Source organism: Rhizobium quercicola (assembly GCF_021168455.1).
Lineage (GTDB): Bacteria > Pseudomonadota > Alphaproteobacteria > Rhizobiales > Rhizobiaceae > Ferranicluibacter > Ferranicluibacter quercicola.
Window position 1 is genome coordinate 120,123 of record NZ_JAJOZR010000014.1, and the last position, 20,878, is coordinate 141,000.

The 20,878-nt window shown below is 65.8% G+C and carries 17 protein-coding genes; 12 read left to right on the forward strand and 5 right to left on the reverse strand.

What is annotated here, in order from left to right; all coding sequences use genetic code 11:
- The first annotated feature begins 139 nt into the window (after nt 1-139).
- Genes LRX75_RS19830 through LRX75_RS19850 form a run of 5 tightly spaced genes read left to right on the forward strand, consistent with a single transcriptional unit; the run spans nt 140 to nt 5,983 of the window.
- The gene (locus tag LRX75_RS19830; protein ID WP_231816370.1) at nt 140-388 is read left to right on the forward strand and encodes an acyl carrier protein; all 249 of its coding nucleotides are present in this window, start codon (nt 140-142) and stop codon (nt 386-388) included.
- The gene (locus LRX75_RS19835) at nt 388-1,569 is read left to right on the forward strand and encodes an acyl-CoA dehydrogenase family protein (protein ID WP_231816371.1); all 1,182 of its coding nucleotides are present in this window, start codon (nt 388-390) and stop codon (nt 1,567-1,569) included. Before LRX75_RS19830 ends, LRX75_RS19835 begins: the two co-directional genes overlap by 1 nt.
- A gap of 6 nt (nt 1,570-1,575) precedes the next feature.
- Entirely contained in the window at nt 1,576-2,484 is a 909-nt protein-coding gene (locus LRX75_RS19840; protein ID WP_113150138.1) for an amino acid--[acyl-carrier-protein] ligase, read from the forward strand.
- Between the two features lie 7 nt (nt 2,485-2,491).
- Nucleotides 2,492-3,460: a DUF1839 family protein gene (locus LRX75_RS19845; RefSeq protein WP_231816393.1), complete on the forward strand. Its 969-nt coding sequence runs from the start codon at nt 2,492-2,494 to the stop codon at nt 3,458-3,460.
- A gap of 42 nt (nt 3,461-3,502) precedes the next feature.
- A complete protein-coding gene (locus LRX75_RS19850; RefSeq protein ID WP_231816372.1) occupies nt 3,503-5,983 on the forward strand; it encodes a glycoside hydrolase family 2 protein in 2,481 nt (826 codons plus the stop codon).
- Between the two features lie 40 nt (nt 5,984-6,023).
- Here the strand turns inward: LRX75_RS19850 and LRX75_RS19855 are convergent, their stop codons facing one another.
- The 3 genes from LRX75_RS19855 to LRX75_RS19865 all read right to left on the reverse strand — a co-directional run bounded on the left by LRX75_RS19855 (nt 6,024) and on the right by LRX75_RS19865 (nt 10,635).
- Nucleotides 6,024-7,787, reverse strand: a complete 1,764-nt coding sequence (locus tag LRX75_RS19855) for an alpha/beta hydrolase (protein ID WP_231816373.1) — start codon at nt 7,785-7,787, stop codon at nt 6,024-6,026.
- 129 nt (nt 7,788-7,916) lie between these two features.
- Entirely contained in the window at nt 7,917-8,795 is an 879-nt protein-coding gene (locus tag LRX75_RS19860) for a glycosyltransferase family A protein (RefSeq protein WP_231816374.1), read from the reverse strand.
- Nucleotides 8,796-8,913: 118 nt separating this feature from the next.
- Entirely contained in the window at nt 8,914-10,635 is a 1,722-nt protein-coding gene (locus LRX75_RS19865; RefSeq protein WP_269456276.1) for an ABC transporter ATP-binding protein/permease, read from the reverse strand.
- A gap of 345 nt (nt 10,636-10,980) precedes the next feature.
- Here LRX75_RS19865 and LRX75_RS23355 point away from each other — a divergent pair, with 345 nt between their 5' ends.
- The 5 genes from LRX75_RS23355 to rfbA all read left to right on the forward strand — a co-directional run bounded on the left by LRX75_RS23355 (nt 10,981) and on the right by rfbA (nt 17,089).
- Nucleotides 10,981-13,521 carry a glycosyltransferase gene (locus LRX75_RS23355; RefSeq protein ID WP_231816376.1) on the forward strand — a complete coding sequence of 847 codons (2,541 nt, stop codon included), beginning with the start codon at nt 10,981-10,983 and terminating at the stop codon, nt 13,519-13,521.
- Nucleotides 13,522-13,640: 119 nt separating this feature from the next.
- Nucleotides 13,641-14,219 (forward strand): dTDP-4-dehydrorhamnose 3,5-epimerase, encoded by a 579-nt coding sequence (gene rfbC, locus LRX75_RS19875; protein ID WP_231816377.1) that lies wholly within the window; start codon nt 13,641-13,643, stop codon nt 14,217-14,219.
- Nucleotides 14,220-14,237: 18 nt separating this feature from the next.
- Nucleotides 14,238-15,302 carry a dTDP-glucose 4,6-dehydratase gene (gene rfbB, locus LRX75_RS19880; protein WP_231816378.1) on the forward strand — a complete coding sequence of 355 codons (1,065 nt, stop codon included), beginning with the start codon at nt 14,238-14,240 and terminating at the stop codon, nt 15,300-15,302.
- 5 nt (nt 15,303-15,307) lie between these two features.
- The gene (gene rfbD, locus LRX75_RS19885) at nt 15,308-16,192 is read left to right on the forward strand and encodes a dTDP-4-dehydrorhamnose reductase (protein WP_231816394.1); all 885 of its coding nucleotides are present in this window, start codon (nt 15,308-15,310) and stop codon (nt 16,190-16,192) included.
- Nucleotides 16,193-16,213: 21 nt separating this feature from the next.
- The gene (gene rfbA / locus LRX75_RS19890) at nt 16,214-17,089 is read left to right on the forward strand and encodes a glucose-1-phosphate thymidylyltransferase RfbA (protein ID WP_231816379.1); all 876 of its coding nucleotides are present in this window, start codon (nt 16,214-16,216) and stop codon (nt 17,087-17,089) included.
- 90 nt (nt 17,090-17,179) lie between these two features.
- On the opposite strand, the gene LRX75_RS19895 is transcribed toward rfbA, so the two are convergent.
- Entirely contained in the window at nt 17,180-17,698 is a 519-nt protein-coding gene (locus LRX75_RS19895; RefSeq protein ID WP_231816380.1) for a Dps family protein, read from the reverse strand.
- 292 nt (nt 17,699-17,990) lie between these two features.
- Here LRX75_RS19895 and LRX75_RS19900 point away from each other — a divergent pair, with 292 nt between their 5' ends.
- The gene (locus tag LRX75_RS19900) at nt 17,991-19,724 is read left to right on the forward strand and encodes a chemotaxis protein (protein ID WP_231816381.1); all 1,734 of its coding nucleotides are present in this window, start codon (nt 17,991-17,993) and stop codon (nt 19,722-19,724) included.
- Between the two features lie 10 nt (nt 19,725-19,734).
- Here the strand turns inward: LRX75_RS19900 and LRX75_RS19905 are convergent, their stop codons facing one another.
- Nucleotides 19,735-20,439, reverse strand: a complete 705-nt coding sequence (locus LRX75_RS19905; RefSeq protein ID WP_231816382.1) for a ParA family protein — start codon at nt 20,437-20,439, stop codon at nt 19,735-19,737.
- Between the two features lie 300 nt (nt 20,440-20,739).
- On the opposite strand from LRX75_RS19905, the gene LRX75_RS23455 reads away from it, so the two are divergent.
- Nucleotides 20,740-20,878: helix-turn-helix domain-containing protein (locus tag LRX75_RS23455; protein ID WP_420851161.1), on the forward strand; the 139-nt coding region annotated here is incomplete at its 3' end.

Below are 20,878 nucleotides of genomic sequence, written 5' to 3' on the forward strand. Positions count from 1 at the left end.
TGTCCCGGGCGTCGGGCCATATCAGGCGTGGCTTGAGGAAACTTTAGCTATATTCCTTAGCCCGTTTTTAGCCCGCAACCGGTATCCCTGCGTCATCGAATCCACAGGCCCGCAAGCCGCACTGCAAAGGAGTGATGCCGTGAAGACCCAGATCCGTGAGATGCTTGCCCAATATGCCTCCCTGCCCTCGGCGGCCGGTCTGGACGGCGATGCGGACCTCTATGCCGCCGGCATGTCGTCGCATGGCTCGGTGCAGCTGATGCTGGCGCTCGAAGACACGTTCGACGTCGAGTTCCCCGACAACCTGCTCAACCGCAAGTCCTTTTCCACCATCGCCATCATCGAGCAGACGGTCAACCAGCTGGTCGCCGGGAAAGAAGCCGCCTGATGGACGTCGCCCTCAACGCTCAAGGGTCGACGCTGCTGGAGCGCGCCCGCCGCGTGGCCGGCATCGCCGGCCAGCACGCCGACGACGTGGACCGCCATGCCCGCTTCCCGCGCGAAGCGGTGGATGCCCTGATCTCGGAACGGCTGCTGTCGATCCAGATCCCCGTCACCCTGGGCGGCGAGGGCGCGACGACCGCACAGATCGCGGAAGCCTGCACCGTTCTCGGCCAGGCCTGTTCGGCCTCCGCCATGATCTTCGCCATGCACCACATCAAGCTGTCGAGCCTGGTGACCCACGGCGGTGACAGCCCCTGGCACCAGAGCTTCATGCGCCGCATCGTCGACGAACAGCTCCTCATCGCCTCGGCGACGACGGAAGGCGGCATCGGCGGCAACATGCGCAACTCGATCTGCGCGATCGAGGTCGACGGGGACACCTGTCGGCTCCAGAAGGATGCGACCGTCATCTCCTACGGCCGCCACGCCGACGCGATCCTCATCACCTCCCGCGCCCATCCGGACGCCGTGACGACCGATCAGGTCATGACCGTGTTCACGAAGGACCAGTACACACTCGAGCGCACCAACGAATGGGATACGCTCGGCATGCGCGGCACCTGTTCGGAAGGCTATCTCTTCAAGGGCGAGGCCCCGAAGGAGCAGATCCTGCCGAAACCCTTTGCCGAGATCGCGGCGCAATCCATGCTGGCAAGCTCGCACCTGCTGTGGGGCGGCGTCTGGTACGGCATCGCGGTCAATGCGATGACCCGCGCGCAGGCGTTCGTGCGCGCCGCAGCCCGCAAGAGCCCCGGCCAGACTCCGCCCGGCGCGCTGCACCTCGCGGAGGCCTCGAGCCTCCTGCAACAGGTTCGCGCCAATGTCACGGCCGGCCTCGCCCGCTACGAAGCAGCCCTTGTCGAGCCGGAACTGCTCTCCTCCATGGGCTTCTCGGTTGCGATGAACAACGTCAAGCTTGCGGTCTCCCGCACCGTGCCCGAGATCATCGACCACGCCATGCAGATCACCGGCATCATGGGCTACAAGAACGGCACCCCGTTCTCGCTCGGACGCCACCTTCGCGACGCCCAGTCCGCGCAGCTGATGATTTCCAACGACCGCATTCTCGCCAACACGTCGAACATGCTTCTCGTCAACAAGATTGAAACCAACCTTCTGGGGTAACCGACCATGGATATGCAGCTTCCCTTGCTCGACCGGCTGTTTGCGGCCGGTCTCCTCATCGACACCGGCGTCGATGGCCTCTATGGCCGCAGCGGCGCGTTCGAAGATGTCATCACCCGCTTCGAAGCCGTCATCGACAGCCTCGGCGGCGTCGACAAGCCGGAGGCGATCCGCTTTCCGCCCGGCATGAACCGCGCCCATTTCGAAGGCTCGGGCTATATGAAGAGCTTCCCGCAGCTCGCCGGCACCATCCACTCCTTCTGCGGCTGCGAGCTCGACCATGTCAGCCTGCTCACCTGCATGGAGGAAGGCAAGGACTGGACCGGCCAGCAGCAGGCGACCGACATCGTTCTGACGCCCGCGGCCTGCTACCCGCTCTACCCGACGATCGCCAAGCGCGGCGCCCTGCCGGCCGGCGGCGGTCTCTTCGACCTGCAGTCCTACTGCTTCCGTCACGAGCCGTCGAAAGAGCCGACCCGCATGCAGCTCTTCCGCATGCGCGAATATGTCCGCATGGGCAAGCCGACGGACGTCGTCGCCTTCCGCCAGGATTGGATGGAGCGCGGCACCAAGCTGATGGAATCGGTCGGCCTGCCCGTCGAGATCGACGTCGCCAACGACCCCTTCTTCGGCCGCGCCGGCAAGATGTACAAGAACAACCAGCGCAACCAGAACCTCAAGTTCGAGCTGCTGATCCCCGTCAACGCCAATGCCGGCCCGACCGCCTGCATGAGCTTCAACTACCATCAGGACCATTTCGGCAAGACCTGGGGCCTGACGACGGAGGACGGCGAAACCGCGCACACCGCCTGCGTCGGCTTCGGCCTGGAGCGCATCGCGCTGGCGCTCTTCAAGCATCACGGCCTCGACGTCAACGAGTGGCCGGCGCATGTCCGCCAGACGCTCTGGGGCTGACGACACCATGCAAGCCGTCTTCCCCGGCATCGCGCCCGAGACCTATCGCCCGCATGCGCTCCACGACACGGCGCGCATGTGGCCGGAGACCAACTGCTACATCGATCTCTGGATCGAGGTCTTGAACACGCTGGGCCTGCCGCCGGAAGCCATGCTCGGCTTCACGCTGACGCAGGACTTCGAGGGCGACCAGTTCACCTTCTTCAAGGTGCCGCTGGAAGACCTCGAAGCGCTCTACGGCATCACCTGCACGGAACTCGCCATCTTCGACAGGGTCGAGCGGCATCTGGAGACCCAGATCGCCCGCGGCCGTCTCTGCCTCGTCGAGATGGACAGCTTCTTCATGCCCGACACCGCGGGCGTCGCCTACGGCCGCGAACACGGCAAGACGACGATCGGCATCAACCGGCTGGACGTGGCCACCCGCAGCCTCGACTATTTCCACAATGGCGGCTTCTTTCATCTGGAAGGCGACGATTTCGACGGGCTGTTCCAGACGCTGAGCCCTGCGGGCGCCTTGCCGTTGCTGCCCTATACCGAGTTCGCCAAGCTGCCGACCGTGCTGCCGGACGACGCGGCGATCCGGGAAAAGGCGCGGGCGCTGCTCGCCTTCCACTTCGCCCGCCGGCCGGAAGAGAACCCGTTCGGCGCCTTCGCCGCCGTCTTTCCGGCGCAGGTCGAGGCGCTGGCAAGCCGCGACTTCGATTTCTTCCACAAATACGCCTTCAACACGCTGCGCCAGTTCGGTGCGAATTACGAACTGCTCGCCACCCATCTCGGCTGGCTCTCGCCGGACGGCTGTTTCGAGGCGGAGCGGCTCGCCGCCCTGAAGATCTCCGAGGTCGGCAAGACCGTGCAGTTCCAGGTCGCCCGCGCCGTAAACCGCAAGAGGTTCGATGCGCTGGCAGGCACGCTGACGCCGGCCGCCGACGCCTGGGACGCTCTGATGCAGGGTCTGGCGGGCAAGCTCGCCTGACATCGACAGTCGCGGCCGACAGACAGGAAGCCACAGGACATCATGACAACGCTGCCCGCCCGCCTTCGTCTCGTGGATGAACGCCCCCTGACGCAAGGCTGGCGCATCGTCCTGACGCCCCCCGGTCTCCACGCCGACCCATCGGCGCTGGCGGACGAGGACGCGATCCCCGCGATCGTTCCCGGAACCGTTGCCGGTGCCTTGGAGGCGGCAGGCCTGTTCGACCGCGCGGCCCCCCGCCCGCTGAACGGGGAGGATGCCTGGTTCGTGACCGTCATCGCGGATGCGCCGCCGGGTGCGGCCGTTCTTCGTTTCGAGGGCCTCGCGACCGTCGCCGACGTCTTCCTCAACGACGAGAAGATCCTGTCCTCGCACAGCATGTTCACGCGCCACGACGTTCCCGTGCGCCTCACCGGCAACGACCGCCTCGCCATCTGCTGCCGCGCGCTCCTGCCGCATCTGTCGCGCAAGCTGAAGCGCGCCCGCTGGCGCACCAAGATGATCGTGCCGGCAGGCCTGCGCGGCGTGCGCACCACGGCGCTCGGCTATATGCCCGGCTGGTGCCCGGAGATCCATGCGGCGGGGCCCTATCGCCCGATCACGCTCCGGCGCACGGATCCGGCTTCCGTCGGCAATGTCGATATCGCCGCCTCGCTCGATGCCGGCGGCACCGGCCACCTGAATGTCCGCTTCGAGACGACGGCAACAGGGCCGATCCGGCTGCGCTGCGCCGGCGCGGAGGCCGCCATCACCGTCGAGAACGGCCGCGCGGAGGCGACCCTCGCTTTGCCCGGCATCGCGCCCTGGTGGCCGCGCAGCCATGGCGAGCCGGCGCTCCACGACGTCGAGATCCTCGTCGGGGATGATCGGCTCACCCTCGGTCGCACGGGCTTCCGCCGGATCGAGGTCGACCGGGGTGCCGATGGCACGCGGTTCGCCTTGAAGGTCAACGGCGTCGATGTGTTCTGCCGCGGCGCGGTCTGGACCAATGCCGACATCGCGACCCTGCCGGGCTCGCGGCAGGCCTACGCGCCCTGGCTGCATCTTGCGGCCGACGCCAACATGAACATGATCCGCATCGGCGGAACGATGACCTACGAGACGCAGGCCTTCTTCGCGCTTTGCGACGAACTGGGGCTGATGGTCTGGCAGGAGGCCATGCTGGCCAATTTCGACTATCCGGTCGAGGACGAGGCCTTCGCCGCGCTGCTGCGCGAAGAGGTCGAGACGCTGCTGCGGGTGACGCGCGCCTCGCCGTCGCTGGCCGTCTTCTGCGGCGGCAGCGAGATGTACCAGCAGGCAGCGATGATGGGCCTGGCCGAGCGCGTGTGGGCCGGACCTCTTACCGAAACGATCCTGCCGGGCATCGTCACAGCCGAGCGGCCCGATATCGCCTATGTCCCCAACTCCCCCTTCGGCGGCGCGCAGCCCTTCTCGCCCAATGCCGGCGTCGGCCACTACTACGGCGTGGGCGCCTATGAACGTCCGCTCGAGGATGCGCGCCGCGCCGATGTCAGCTTCGCCGCCGAATGCCTCGCCTTTGCCAATGTGCCGGAGCAAGCGACGCTCGATGCGCATCTACCCGTCGCTCCCGTCCACGATCCCCGCTGGAAGGCTCGCGTTCCCCGCGACCGGGATGCCTCCTGGGATTTCGAGGATACGCGCGACCACTATCTCGGCCGTCTCTACGACCTCGATCCGGCCCGGCTGCGACGGGAAGATCCCGCCCGTTATCTCGACCTCTCCCGCGCCGTGACCGGCGAGGTGATCGAGGCGACGTTCTCGGAATGGCGCCGGGCGGGATCGAGATGCGGCGGCGCGCTGGTCTGGACGTTTCAGGACCTCCTGGCCGGCGCCGGCTGGGGTCTCGTCGATGCCACGGGCCTGCCGAAGCCCGTCTGGCACGCCGTGCGCCGCGCTTTCCGCCCGGTTCAGGTGCTGCTCCTCGACGAAGGGACGAACGGCCTCGACATCCACCTTGTCAACGATACGGCACGCGACGAGCCGGTGCGGATCGATCTCGCCTGTCTGCGCGCGGGCCGCCAGCCCGTCGTCTCCGGCCGCCACGACGCCGTCCTGCCGGCGCGAACACGGTTGCGGCTGCCGGCGACCGACATCTTCGGCGCCTTCTTCGACACGACCTATGCCTACCGCTTCGCCGGCCCGCAGCATGACGTGACGGTTGCCCGCCTCGTCTCGGCGGACACGGACACCCTCCTTGCCGAAGCCTTTCACTTCCCGCTCGGCCGCCGCCCGGCGATCCACGATGCGACGCTGACGGCAGCGCTCGTCGAGACCGATGCGGGCTTCGTGCTCGACATCGCGACCGATCGCCTCGCCCAGTCGGTGCACATCGATTGCCCCGGCTTCCAGCCGTCCGACAACTGGTTCCACCTCGCCCCCGGCCCCGCCCGCCGCATCCGCCTCGTTCCGCGACAGGATCGGCGAGACATCGGGGAGACGCCGGCACGCCCCTCCGGCGAGGTCGCCGCCATCGGCAGCGTCCTTCCCGTTCACGTCTGATCTGGGTCGAGAGCGTCCCTGAAAAGCCGGAGGGCTCCGATCAGGAGGCCTTGCGCGTGCCTGAGGCGATCGCCAGGATCGTGTCGCGAATATGCTCGCGCAGCTCGCGACGCGCCTTGGGCGGCGTGACGTTGTGGTCGGCATCGGCAAGCAGGATGCGCGAGACGTTGGGATATCGTGCCAGAAGCTGGCCGTCCCGGCCGAAATGCTGGGACAGGCGGGCAAGGCCGATATCGCCTTCGCTATAGACGAGCGACACCGGCACCTGCCGCTCGCGCAGCTGGCGGAACGCGCGGTGGACGCCGTTGCGCAGCCTTGCCTCGACCGACAGGGAGCCGAGCACCGGAGCTGCCGTCCGCGAGACGCGGCGGGCAACGATCTTCAGAATGTTGCCGGCCGCGCGCGGCACGTCGATCTTGCCGGAGATCAACCGGTAGGCCGTCTCCATGCGCAGCGCGCGTCGCTTGTAGTCGTCGAGCGAGCGGGGATTGTAGCGGATCATCTGATCCACATCGTCGCGCGGGTCCCAGGCGAAGGTGAGGATATTGATGGCGATAACGCCGCGGCAGCGCGGATCGGCCAGCGCCGCGTTGAACGCAAGGTAGGCGCCGCTGCAGCGTCCGACGAAGACGGGATCGGGCAGGCCGATGGCTTCGATGCGATCGAGCGCGGCGCGCACGTCGGAAATCTGTCCGGGCGAATAGAGCACCTGCCGATCGCCCTCCGGCACCGGCGGGCTGTCGGCGATGCCGGCGGCGTCGAACCGGAACGAGGCGATGCCGGATGCCGCCAGCATGCGCGCCGTCTCGACCGTCGAGCGGGCCCAACCGGACTGGCGGTCGTAGCCGGTGCCCAGCAGCAGGGCGGTCCCCGCGGGCACGGCGTCGGCCGGCGTGCAGAGGATGCCGAGGAGCCGGTCGCCAGCGCCGAACCGCATGGGGCATTCGATGAAACCGCCGCCATCGACGACACCGGAGGACGGCACGCCCTGCCCGGAACCCGCCTCGACCTTGGAAGAATCGAGGCCGAGAATCCACGCCGTCAGGGCCTCGAACACCGCGACGGGCGTCTCCGCGATGGTCGGGTTCGACACGAGGTCGGAATACCCCTCGAAGACGACCCGGGTGACGTCGGCACCCTCCGTCTGCAGCTGAACAGCCAGCGCGCCATCGGCATCCGACTGCGGCCGTTCCGCCAGGAAGAAGCGGGTGGCGCCCGCCGGTTTGAACGCCTTGGCATCCGCGCTGCGCACCGCGGCGGCAACGCTGTCCTCCATTGCGAGACCGGCGATCGACGTGCCCGGACCGCCGCTGCCGGGCGGCAGGCCGAGCCCCTCGTCCACCACTTTCGCCCAGAGCGAAAGTTCGCGCAGATACCGCCGTCCGCTGGTGACAGGTGCCAGGAGCGCGACACCCGCAAACCGGAAAGAGGGATCATTGGCCTGCAGCAGATCCGGAACCGGCAGCGACCCGAAGCCCTGCGCCACCACCACCAGACGGTCAAGCCCGGAGAGATCGCGAAGGCATCGCGCAGCGGCAAGCGCGGTCTTCGCGAAGGGCTCGAGACCCGAAGGTTCGGAGAGGTCGAGCGCGTCGCCGGTGCCCGGATGGTCGTAGCGCAAGCTGGCGATGCCGGCATCGGCAAGGCTGTCGGCCAGCTCGCGCCATGCCTTGTGCACGCAGAGCTCTTCCAGCCCCCAGGGGCTGACGAAGAGAACGGCCGCACGCGTCCGCGCCGTTTGCGACGGCGTGAAGAGGCCGACGGTCTTTTCGAACGTGACCGGCCGGCCGGCCGGACGAGGCATCGGGATGGCATCCATGCTGACGGCAGTCATTGTGCATTCGGTTCCGTTGGTGGGATGCACATGCGTGCGGGACTGTTCAATCTAAAGCGGTACCCGTTAATATTCGATCATGCTGATCGACATCGATGCTCAGACCTTCGACCGGGCAGGCGCGGTGCGCCACCCTTGCAGGCGGCCGAGAAGCAAATGCCGCGAGCGTCGGGCCATCGGCCCGTCGCCCTTGAGGCCGTAGACGACCATGCCCGCGAGCGGGCGCAGGATCTCCGGAAGACAGCGCCGCATCGAAAAGCGGTGTCGCCGCAGCACATAGCCGAGCCCGGCGCCGTAGCGGTACATCTTCTGCGCATGCTCGCGCGTCCGCCGGTCGCCATGGTCTTCGGGATGGTGGGCCGTCAGCGTCGGGGAATACCATCCGGTCGCGCCCGTCTCCAGGCACGCGAGCACCATGTCCTGAATCTCATGCGCGCCCCAGATCGTGCCCGACCCCGGCCCCAGAGCCACATCGAAGCCGCCTGCGGCCTCAAACACCGGCCGCCGCACGACCACGATCCACTCCATCAGCGTGTCCCAGACCGTGTCCCGCGTAAGCAGGGTCGGCGCCGCGGCAAAACTGCCCATGATCGTCCGTCCATCGGGCGCCGTCGGGCGCCCGCTATAAATGTCGACCGGCTTCGCCGCCATCAGCGCGTCCAGCGTCCGGAAGAAGGCGTCGGGGTACCAGCAGTCGTCGTCCGGAAACATCAGCCATGTGCCGCGGGCCTCTGCCGCGCCGCGGTTGCGCGCGCGACAGACGCCCTTCTCGGCCGACCGGATATGCACGATGTCGATCTGTCCGGAAAACCGTACGAGAAGCGGCACGAGCCGGTCGTCGCCATTCTGATCGACGAAGAGAACCTCGAGATCCCGGCGCTGCTGCGCGACGAGCGACGTCAGAAGGCGCTCGATCTCGTCCACGCGCCCAAGGGTCGCCACGACGAGGGAAAAGCGATGCTGCAGTGGTCCTTCCACGTCGAACCTCCCGATCCGCCAAAGCTGCGGATACCGTGACGTTCGCCCCTGAGGGCGGCTGCATCCGGGATAGGCCAAATTCTCCAATAGCCGATTAATGGCGGCGCGAAAAAGCCGCCTAACCGTCGCGACGCGTCCTCAGGCTTCGCGGCTGCAGGCGCTTCAGCGTCTTGCCGCCAGGGTCGTTTTCCAAATGCAGCACGCGCTTGAAAAACGTGTCGTTCGGCTGCATCCGCCCGATATTGACGATGGCCGCCTTCGCCGTCTCCACCGTGAAGAAGGTGACGACGCGCTGGTATGTCTCCGGATCGAGCGTATCGAGCACCTCCTCGACCACGATCCAGCGCGGCTTGTGAAGGCCGAGCCGGGCGATGGCGAGCAGGCGCAGCTCCGCCTCCGTCGGCTTCACCTGCGACTGCAGCGACTGATCGAGCGCGGCCACGAAACGATCGAGCCCGAGGCGCGTCAGCACCGAGGCGAGCTGTTCGCGCGGGAAGCGGTCGGGCGCCGCAGGATGGATCAGGGTTTCCGCCACGCTGCCCGGCGGGAAATAGGGTGCGCGCGGAATGAACGCCATGTTCTCGGACGGCGGCAGCGCAAGCCGTCCGCGCCCCCAGGGCCAGAGGCCCGTCACCGCGCGGAAGAACGAGCTCTTGTCGACGTCGGTGCGCGCCGTGATCAGCACCCGGTCTCCGGGCAGGATCTCGACATGCGCATCGGCAAGCTTGACGCTGCCGGAGGGCGACGCGACCGCAAGGTCGTCCATGACGATGCTGCCGGCACTCGGCTCCGCATAGACGATCCGCTTGTCGTTCTCGTAGCGCTCGTCCGTCATGAGCATGGCCGAGCGGAAGGCGGAAACCCGCAGCAGCGTCGCGCGCCAGTCGGCCACCGCCTCGATATTGTCGACGAACCAGCGCAGCGACGCATGCACCTGGTTGAAGGCGCCGACGGCCATCATGAGCCCGCCGAAGGAGAGGTTTCCGGCAAAGAACACCGGCGCCGCGATGACGATCGGCGCGATGACCGTGACCCAGCCATAGCCGGCGGTGACCCAGGTCAGCCGGGTCATCGCGAACATCAGGCCGCGGCTGATCTCCAGCACCGAGGCGAGGTCACGCTCGATCCGGCGTTTCTCGTTCGCCTCGCCACCCGAAAGCGACACCGCCTCGATATGTTCGTTGACCCGCATGAGCGAGAACCGGAGGGCTGCCTCGCGCTGGTAGTGCTCGCCGTTCAGCTTCACGAGCGGCCGTCCGACCAGCCAGCTGAGCCAGGAGGCGATGCCGGCATAGAGGATGGCGGCCCAGACCATGTAGCCGGGAATGGCCACGGCATAACCCTGGAAATGGAAGACGAAGCCGGCCGAGAGCGACCAGAGCACGCCGATGAAGCTGACGAGCAGGATGCCGGACTGCACGAGCCCGATGCCGAGGCCCGCCGTCAGATCCGTCAGATGACGGGCATCCTCGTGGATGCGCTGGTCGGGATTGATGCCGAGCGAGCCGGCATTGGCCAGCCGGAAGGCCCGGGTCGGCTTCATCCATTCGGTAATCAGGTCCCGCGTCAGCCCTTCCCGCATCTTGATCTTGATCCATTGCCCCAGCCACGTCTGGATGACGTTGAGGACGAGGATGACGCCGGCGATCTGCCCGAAGACGACGAATTGCCCGAGAAAGGCCGGCAGGTCGCGCCGCTCCAGCGTGTCGTAGAACGGCTTGTACCAGCGATTGAGAAAGATCTGTCCGACGGCAATGGCGATGATGACCGCGAGCAGGCCTGCCGCCAGCAACAGGATGATGCGCCGGGACGGCGAGGCGACGAAGGCCTGCTGCATCATGCGCAGCTGCTGGCCGAGCGTCTGCTCTTCCTCCAGATCTCCTGCTGCCACGCCCACCGCGTTCCCTGTCGGCCTGTTGCGAGCGTCCCTGCGATGCGGCATGTCGGCGGCTTTCTTCCAATCCTGTTACGCTAAACTATAGCGCACCCCGCAATCTCTCCCACGGGAAAACGACCATGAAGCGGCGAGCTTGCCGCTTGCTGACCATATGGCTGAAAAGAACGCCGCAAGCGCCGGCTCCGGGGGATCGCCGACCCGAGCGGCCCGCGGGCGGACGTCGGCGTTTCCCTTCGCGCAGAGATCGTTTAAAGCGTTCGGCATCGCACGCTTTCGGAGAAGCCATTCGTGTCCGCCGAGATCTCCCTGGACGACCAACGCCGTCTCGCAGCCATCAGCGCCATGATGGGCGAGCTTCGGCACGAGATCACATCCGGGCCGCGCTGGGTGCAGCTCGCGCATCTCCTGAAGGAGGCGGGCGCGCTGGAAGAGGCCGAAAAGGCCTATCGAACGGCGATCCGGTGCGACGGCACGGAATGGGATCCGAGACTGCATCTCGCCCACCTGTTGAAGCGCCTCGACCGGCTGGCGGAGGCGCTGGCGGTGTTCGAGGCCATTCGCGCGCTTCCGGACGGACCGAATGTGGACCACGAGGTGGCCGGCTTGCGCGTCGCGCTTCTGCCGGAAAACAACGTGATCCAGCGCCCCGTTGCGCCGCCGCCCGCCGCGCCACTTGCACCGCACCTCGAGGCGCTTCTCGACGACCTCTGGAGCGAACGGGCGCGTGCCGGCCTCGATCGGACCGAGGCTGCACCGGCCGTGGACGCAACGACGCGCCCGCGTCTGTCCTCCCTCACCTGCTCGACCGACCTCAAGGCCGAGCTGGTCCCCAAGGCCCATCTGGTTCTTCGCGACGGCGGTCTCACGGGCACCACCGACAATCCGCAATTCGAGATCCGCTGCGCCACAGCCTGCGCCCCGGGCTGGATCGAGATCGAATTGGGCATCGACATGACATCGCCGATCGTCGAGCCGATCCTCTATGTCGAGCATGCGCCGCAGTGGCAGGCCTTCTCGACCTTCCGCCTCGCCCCGCGCAATGGCCGCTTCCACGCCGTCTGCCGGCTGGACGCGCCCGTGCTCAGCCTCCGGCTCGACCCATCCGATACCGCCGGCCCCTTCGCCGTCACGCAGTTCGGCCTGCGTCAGATCGGGCTGAGCCGCGTCGTGCGCCATGCGTGGAAACGCGACCGCGCCGCAACGCGCGAAGCCCTGGCCAGGCGCCGGCACGAGGGCGCCGCGGCCATGGAAGCGGCATTGGCGCAATGCCTTGCAAATCCCGCCCTCGACGCCTACCAGCGCTGGATCCGTCGCTACGAGACGCCGTCGCGTCTTGCCCCGGATCAGGCCCGCGCGAACGTTGCCCGCTGGCCGAAGAAGCCGGCTCTGGCCGTTCTCGTCGAATGGGATCCCGCGGGTGCCACCCCCCTCGCGCAGACGCTGGCATCGCTGGGCGAGCAGGTCTATCCGCACTGGACGCTCGACATCCTTTCATCCCGCCCGTTGACGGCGCAGGAACGGCAACAGATCGAGACCGTCGTTCCCGGCGCCGGCTTTCCCGACAACCTGTCGGCGGCCATCGACAGTCGACAGGGCGGCCACATCGTTCATGTCGAGGCCGGAGACCGCCTTTCTCCCGTGGCGCTCTTCCGGCTTGCGGAGGAAATCTTCGCCAAACGCGGCAAGGGCACGGACATCCTCTACACGGACGAGGATCACTGGGTGGCCGGCGATCGCCGCGACCCGCTATTCAAGCCCGATTGGGATCCGGACTTCCAAGCCGCGACCGGCTATGTCGGCAGCTTCGTCGCGATCCGCCAGGACCGGCTGAGCCAAGCATGTGCCGGCTCGTCCGGAGGATGGCAGGAGGTTTTGACGACCGTGCTGTCCGGCGCCGCGGAAACGGACGTCCTCCATATCCCCGACGTGCTGAACCATCGTCACGTCACGACGAAACCCGCCACCTTCATCCCGCAGCCTCCGACGGAACCGGCCGGCGGCTGGCCGCATGTCACGCTGATGATCCCGACCCGCGACAGCGTCGATATCCTGCGCAACGGCGTCGCCTCGCTGCTGCACGAGACCGACTATCCGGACGTCGATATCCTCATCATCGACAATGACAGCACGCAACCGGAAACGCTCGCCTATTTCGACGAGATCGCAGCCGGTGGGCAGGTCGGCATCGTCACGGTGCCGGGCCCGTTCAACTTCGCACATCTGAACAATCAGGCCGCGGCTGTCGCCAGGGGCACGGTGCTCGGCCTCGTCAACAACGACATCCTCGCCATCGAGCCCTCCTGGCTGAAGGCCATGGTGGCAGAAGCGGTGCGGCCGGAGATCGGCGCGGTCGGCGCAAAGCTCGTCTACCCCTCCGGCCATGTGCAGCATGCCGGCATGGCCTGCGGCGTCGGCTACGTCACCGCGCACCCGCAGAAGTTCAAGGCCGGGGATGACCGCGGCTCCATGGACAGCCTCATCGCCACGCACCGGGTCTCCACCGTCACGGCCGCATGCCTCGTCGTGGAGCGCCGCAAATATGACGACGTCGGCGGCATGGATGAGGCCGCGCTGCAGGTCGCCTTCAACGATGTCGATCTCTGCCTCAAGCTCGATGCCGCCGGCTATCGCAATCTGATGGTGCCCGCCGCGCGTCTCGTCCACCTGGAAAGCGCCACCCGTGGCCTCGACATGACGGGGGAGAAGGCGGACCGATTCCGCCGCGAAGCCGAAACGGTGCTTGCCCGTTGGAAGCCGCGGATTACCCACGATCCCTTCTACAACGTGAACCTGACGCGCGATCGAGAGGACGGCTCCATTAAGGATTAGACGGGAATCCCGCCTCGGCGGCGCCTGCGCCTGATAGATGTCTTGAAAGCTGCACAGACAAGTTGATACAAGCATTGTCGGCAAACAGATATTTTCAGCAACGATAGATGGACTTTTGGATGAATTTTGAGCGCCTTTCGATTTCCGACGTGGTCCTGGTCAAGCCGAACAAGATCGGTGACGACCGGGGTTACTTCATGGAAACGTTCCGCCAGTCCCTGTTCGAGGAACAGGCTGCCAAGGTCGAGTTCCGTCAGGACAATCAGTCGCTTTCGGCGGATGCCGGCACGGTGCGCGGATTGCATTTCCAGCTGGAGCCGCGCGCACAGGGCAAGCTCGTGCGCTGCATCGCGGGCGCCATCTATGACGTCGCGGTCGATATTCGCGTCGGTTCGCCCACCTATGGCCAGTATGTCGGCGCGGAACTGACCGCGCAGAACGGCCATCAGCTGTGGGTTCCCGCGGGTTTCGCCCATGGTTTCTGCACGCTGGTCCCTGCCACGGAGGTCAGCTACAAGGTGACGGACTACTACAGCGCCGAACACGACCGCGGGCTGCGCTGGGACGACCCGGCCATCGGCATCGTCTGGCCGGATGTCGCCCGGACGCCCGTCCTGTCGAAGAAGGACACGCTTCAGCCGCTGCTGGCCGACCTGAAGGAAAGCTTCACCTATACCGGCCCCAACGCCAACTCGTAACCATCAGGAATCCCGACTATGCGCGTTATTGTTACCGGCGGCGCCGGCTTCATCGGTTCGGCCGTGGTTCGTTATCTCGTCCTTGAGAAGGGCTACGAGGTTCTCACCATCGACAAGCTGACCTATGCCGGCACGCTGACCTCCCTCGACAGCATCAGCAATCAGGCGAACCACAGGTTCCTGCAGGCAGACATCTGCGATCGCAGCGCCATCCAGGAAGCCTTCGACACGTTCCGTCCGGACCGCGTCATGCACCTGGCCGCCGAAAGCCATGTCGACCGGTCGATCACCGGTGCTGCCGATTTCGTGCAGACCAACGTCATCGGCACGTTCACCATGCTGGAAGCCGCGCGCGCCTACTGGAACACGCAGGAAGCCGACGCCAAGGACGCCTTCCGCTTCCTGCACGTCTCGACCGACGAGGTCTATGGTTCGCTCGGCGACGACGGTCTCTTCACCGAAACGACGCCCTACGACCCGAGCTCGCCCTACTCGGCCTCCAAGGCCTCTTCGGACCATCTGGCCAAGGCCTGGCAGCGGACCTACGGCCTGCCGATCGTGGTGTCGAACTGCTCGAACAATTACGGCCCCTACCACTTCCCGGAAAAGCTCATCCCGCTGATCATCCTCAATGCGATGCACGGCAAGAAGCTTCCGGTCTATGGCAGCGGCGCCAACATCCGCGACTGGCTCTACGTCGAGGATCACGCCCGCGCGCTGGACCTGATCGCCGAACGCGGCCAGGTCGGCGAGACCTACAATGTCGGCGGCCGCAACGAGCGTCGCAACATCGATGTCGTTCACCGCGTCTGCGAACTCATGGACACGCTGCGCCCGCAGGGCGCGCCGCATGCCAAGCTGATCGAGCACGTCACCGACCGTCCGGGCCACGACGCTCGCTACGCCATCGACGCGACGCGTCTGGAAACCGAACTCGGCTGGAAGGCGCTCGAGAACTTCGACACCGGCATCGAGAAGACGGTGCGCTGGTATCTGGAGAACGAATGGTGGTGGAAGCCGCTGCGCGACGGCTATGACGGCGGCCGCCTCGGCCTTCTCCAGACCCAGACGAAGGCGTCCTGATGGCCCTGACCTATCTCGTCACAGGCAAGGAAGGACAGGTCGTCCGCTCGATCATCGAGCGGGCCGCCGACCATCCCGACATCGCCATCGTCACCTTCGGCCGCCCGGACGTGGATTTCGGGGCGCCGGAAACGCTCGGACCGGCCCTCGCGGCCGTCCGGCCGGATGTCATCATCTCGGCTGCCGCCTACACGGCGGTGGACCAGGCCGAAAGCGAGGAAGACCTCGCCACCAGGATCAATGGCGAGGCGGCGGGTGCCTTGGCGAGAGCGGCGGCCGGTCTCGGCATTCCGATCGTCCACATCTCCACCGATTACGTCTTCGACGGCACCAAGTCGGGTGCCTATGTCGAAAGCGACCCGGTCGCGCCGATCGGCGCCTATGGCCGCTCGAAGCTGGCCGGAGAAGAGGCGGTGGCGGCGGCCACGCCGAACCATGCCATTCTGCGCACTGCCTGGGTGCACAGCCCCTACGGCAAGAACTTCGTCAAGACGATGCTGCGCGTGGCGGCCGACCGCGACGAGATGAACGTGGTCGCCGATCAGGTGGGGTGCCCGACCTCGGCGCTCGACATCGCCGATGCCGTCCTGACCGTTGCCGGCAACCTGCTCAAGAGCGATGACGCCGCACTGCGCGGTACATTCCACCTGACCAATGCCGGCCGCGCCAGCTGGGCGGACTTCGCAACCGAGATCTTCCGCCTGTCGGCAGAGCGCGGCGGCCCCTCCGCAAAGGTCAACCCGATCCCCTCGAGTGCCTATCCGACGCCGGCAAAGCGTCCGGCCAATTCCCAGCTCGACGGCAGCAAGCTTTCCGCCACGCACGGCGTCACCCTGCAGGACTGGCGCGCAGCGACCGAAACGGTCGTCACCCGCATCCTCCAGGCTTAATTTCATTTTAGGAGTATTTCGATGAAGGGTATTATTCTGGCGGGCGGCAGCGGTACGCGCCTGCATCCGATGACGCTGGTCACATCCAAGCAGCTGATGCCGGTCTACGACAAGCCGATGATCTACTATCCGCTGTCGACACTGATGCTGGCCGGCATCAAGGACATCCTGATCATCTCGACCCCGGTCGATCTGCCGAACTTCCAGCGCCTGCTGGGCGACGGCAGCGCCTGGGGCATCAACCTGACCTATGCCGAGCAGCCGTCCCCGGATGGTCTGGCGCAGGCCTATATCATCGGTGCCGACTTCGTGGGCTCGGACCCCTCCTGCCTCATCCTCGGCGACAACATCTTCTACGGCCACGGGATCACCGAGCTGTTCGACCGCGCAAGCGCCCGCCCGGATGGCGCCACCGTCTTCGCCTATCACGTCGCCGATCCGGAACGCTACGGCGTGGTCGAGTTCGACAAGAGCATGAAGGCGCTGTCCATCGAGGAAAAGCCACCGGCGCCGAAGTCCAACTGGGCCGTGACCGGTCTCTACTTCTACGACGCCGCCGTCGTCGACATCGCCGCCAACCTCAAGCCCTCGCCGCGCGGCGAACTCGAGATCACCGACGTCAACCGGGTCTATCTGGAGCGCGGCAATCTCAGCGTCGAACTGATGGGCCGCGGCTATGCCTGGCTCGACACGGGAACGCCCGACAGCCTGCTGGATGCCGGCGAGTTCGTCGCGACGCTCGAACGTCGCCAGGGCTTCAAGATCGCCTGCCCGGAGGAAATCGCCTACCTCAACGGCTTTATCGACGCCAACCAGCTGGAGGTCCTCGGCAAGAAGCTCGGCAAGAGCACCTACGGCAAGTACCTCCTGTCGCGTCTGCAGGACGGCAAGATCTGAGCGACTTCGCACCGATCCATCAAGCATGAAAAGAGGCGCGGGCTGTCGGCCCGCGCCTCTTTTCACATATACGGCGTTCGAAAGGATCTATCAGGCGTTGGTGTCGCGCAGGATCTCGAACAGGAACCAGACGCGCTTCTCGCCATCGTCGATCCAGTTTTCGAGCAGGCTGGCCGTGGCGACGTCGCTATGTTCGTCGCAGATGTCATGCAGTTCCCGCATGCTCTGGACCAGAGCTCCATTATCCTCGCGCAGTTCCGCCAGCATTTCGTGCGGATGGACGAAGTCGGCGTCGTTGTCCTTGATCCGCTGCTGGCGGGAGATGTCGCCGATGGACTTGAGGGTCGAGCCGCCGAGCTTGCGGACACGCTCGGCCAGCGGGTCGGTGATGGCGAGCAGTTCGGCACCGTGATCGTCGAGCAGCAGATGGTAGTCGCGGAAGTTCGCGCCGGACATATGCCAGTGAAAGTTCTTCGTCTTCAGATAGAGCGCGAAGACATCGGCCAGAAGGGCCGAGGCGCCTCCGGAAACATCCTTGACGGCTGCCTGCGAAAGTCCGGTCGGCGTCTTCAGGTCGGCCTTGCGGCGTGATTTGACGGGCGTATCCATGGGTTCAGGTCCTTGCCTTGGAGAAATTGGTCTTGGAAGATGGTGACGGTGATACGGCCATCGCTGGCACGTATGGCCGGGTCACAAAGTCGTTGATGGCGGAGACGGGCGTCCGGCCATGTCGGTGTGGCGAGGCAGGAACGGATGAACCCCGGGGAAGTTCCCGCATGGCAGGCCGAAGCACCGCCCGTCGCGGGCATCTTCGAAGTTACGATCCTTTAAGCCTGCTCCTTTACGGCACCTTCGGGCCTTTCCTCTACACGTAGAGGGAACGAAGAATGGACCCAGAACCATGCCGCTAGCCCTGCGTAATTCCCCGTCGAGCACCTCTGCGCGCGGCAACCTCGAAGACAGGCTGATACAGGCGCATCGGCGTATCGAGACGGCATTTCTCGATGGCGGCGCCTCTCTAGTGGCCGTCATGGAGCTCGTGACGGGGCTCGTCGGCACGCTCGATCGGGTCACCGGCGCCCTGGATGGCGAAACGACCCAGGCCGCGATCGCCGGTCTGCACCGGACGATCGCGGAGCTTGCGCGCCTGCCGGACATCATGGCGGAACGGCAACTTTCCTTCGACGAGATCGCCGATCTCTGCGCCGCATCGCGCCGTCATGTCGATGACATGCACGAGACGTTCCGCTACCTCAAGGTCTTCGCCATCACCGTGAAGATCACCGGAGCAGGCCTCGACGAATTTGCCGATTTCGCCGACGAGATCCGGGATCGCATCCATTCGGGCGCAAGCGAGATCGAGCGTTTCGCAGACGAGCTGAAGTCCATGCAGGGCGAACTCTTCACCGCGCGCAGCTTCTCCTCCTCCGTCCTCGGCGATTTTCGCGTCGCCATTCCCGAGATCGTCGCCAACCTCACCGGCAATGCGACCCGGCTGATCGCCCAGCACGCGGCCATGGCCAAGCGCGCCGGCGAGGTCCGGGCCGTTGCCGCCAACGTCCAGACGAAGATCGCTGCGGCCCTCTCGGCCCTTCAGATCGGCGACATCACGCGCCAGCGGATCGAGCATGTCCAGGCGAGCTTCGCGCATCTCGATGCGTTCCTCGAAGGCGATGGCCGGCATCTTGGCAGCGCCGAGAGAGACGGCATCGCCGCCTGCATCCTGCATCTGGCCCATGCCCAGCTGGACGAGACGCTGCAGGATTTCCGGACGAAATGCGCCAGCGTCTTTACGACGATCTCGAGCTTCACGGCGGATGCCTCCCGCATCCTCGACCTCAGGGCAGAGCTTGCCGGCTTTCGCGACGCGCCGGGCGAGGACATCCTGAAGATCATCGCGCGCGACATTCGCCATGCCTGCGACCTCGCCGCCCGCGTCGAGGGGCGCAGCCGCGATGCGACGGCGCTCGTCGCCTCCGTCGTCGATGCGGTGCAGACGCTGATCACGGCGATCGAGATGATCCGGTCGATCAAGGTCGATATCCACTATATGGCGCTGAATTCCAACCTGCGATGCTCGCGGCTGGGCGATGCCGGACGCTCGGTCAACGTCGTCAGCGGCGAGCTGCGCACCTTCGCTGGCCGGCTGGAAGAGCCCGCCGACAACGTCGTTGCCGGCATGCGCCGGATCGAAACCTCGGCGGCCTCGCTCTCGTCCGGCAGCGGCGCGGAGATCGCGAACATCGCGATGCCGCTCGACATGGCACTCCAGTCGATCTCCGCCGTCTCGACGCAGATGGACGAAAACCTCGACGCCTTCAACGAGCAGGGCGATGCCGTCTTCGGAAAAATCGCAGCGGCCATCGGCGCGCTCGACTTCGAAAGCAGCCTCGGCACCGTTCTGGAAGCCTGCGTCGAGATGGCCGGCCGCTTCGCGCAGGATCTGGGTGCGCCCGTGCCGTCATCGGCAGCCGCAAGCCTGTCGCAGACCATCTACCGGACCTACACGATGGCGCAGGAGCGCGACATTCACCTGTCGATCTTCCCGATGGGCGAAATGGACGCGTCCCCGGCCGCGGCCTCGCCCGCCGTTGCGATGAGCGACGACGATCTCTTCGAGGACGCGTTGTTCTAGCCTCGACCCGTCAGGCTGCGTCGGCCTTGAGAGGGTTGGACTGCGCGCCCCTCGCCCGGCTCTTCACCAGCGCCTGCACCTCGTCGGCATAGCGTTCCGCGTTGAGGATCGCCTTGTCGAGATTGCTGACGCGGTCGCGGTTCATGAGATGCAGGAAGGTCTTGTATTCGAACATATCACGGAACGCGGCGCGCTCGATGATCGGCATCGAGAGCATGTGCACGGAGCGCGCCTGCAGCAGCATCTTGACCGCGAGAAGCCCGCGCGTGGTGACCATGGAATTGACCCGCGAGAGAACCACCGAGTGGGGAATGCGGATGCCCGCCTTGCGGTCGAGATAGGAGAGCAGTTCCAGAACCTGCGCCCCGCCCTGCGCATCCATCGAACTGCCCTGGATGGGGATCAGCACGTGATCGGACAGGCCGAGCGCGGTTGCCAGCAGGGGCGACTGCGCGCCGGGCAGATCGATGATGACATAATCGGCGCTTCGATATTCCTCGACCGTGCGCGGCAAGGCCGACAGCGAGACGAAGGTGGCGACCGTCAGGTTGGCAACGGGATCCGCAGCCTCGAACCAGCGGGAAATCCAGCGCTGCGGATCGGTGTCGATGATCGCGACGCGATGGCCGCGCCGCACCAGTTCGGTGGCCAGAAGCAGGACGGCCGTGGTCTTGCCGGCGCCGCCCTTGGTATTGGCGAAAGTGATGATGGCCATTGCAACCCCGTTTCCGTCACAGAGCCTGTCATCGCCCGTCCCGACCGCCGCTCGCATGGCGGCAGGCACAAGTCTTGCGACGTCATGGTTAAGGCCGGGTTAAAACGGCGAGAGCAATTTCAGCAAAAGTGCGCAGCGGTTTTGCGTCCGGAATTGCGTTGAAACAATAAGATGGAGGGTTTTCGCGATTCGGAGAAAAGCGCAAACGCGCTAGAGTCTGTCTGCGGGTAACGGAATCGGGGGCTGGCATTTTGTGTTGTTTTCTGATTCCGTATGGATTTTAGCGGGAGGCTTTCAGCAATGCCGAAGTCACTTTCGTTGGATTTGCGCAGCCGGATTGCGGCGGCTGTCGTGCAGGGTGAATCGGTTCGATCTGTTGCGCGACGGTTCGATGTGTCGGCTGCGAGTGCGGTGCGGCTTGGGCAGAAGTTGCGGGCGG